1 pseudogene is annotated in these 321 nt (G+C 44.9%); it reads left to right on the top strand.

Going from position 1 to position 321, the window contains the following annotated elements:
• Window positions 1–3: 3 nt before the first annotated feature.
• A pseudogene (locus tag BB427_RS07210) lies at window positions 4–321 on the top strand (phosphagen kinase); the annotation flags it as partial.

Below are 321 nucleotides of genomic sequence, written 5' to 3'. Positions count from 1 at the left end.
GGTATTTTCCACAATGATGCCAAAACTTTCCTGGTATGGTGCAACGAAGAGGATCACTTGAGAATTATCTCCATGCAAAAAGGTGGTGACCTTAATGCCGTCTACAAGCGTCTGGTCAACGCTGTCAACAGTATTGAGTCAAAATTACCATTCTCCCGAGATGACAGACTTGGTTTCTTAACTTTCTGTCCAACTAACTTGGGTACAACCATCCGAGCTTCTGTCCACATTGCTTTGCCCAAATTAGCAAAGGACAAGAAGGTACTTGAAGACATTGCTGCCAAATTCAACTTGCAAGTCCGTGGCACACGAGGTGAGGGG

Source organism: Pseudoalteromonas sp. BMB (assembly GCF_001709235.1).
Taxonomy (GTDB): domain Bacteria; phylum Pseudomonadota; class Gammaproteobacteria; order Enterobacterales; family Alteromonadaceae; genus Pseudoalteromonas; species Pseudoalteromonas maricaloris.
The sequence above is the reverse complement of the archived record's forward strand: the minus strand, read 5'-3'. Positions and strand labels throughout refer to the sequence as shown.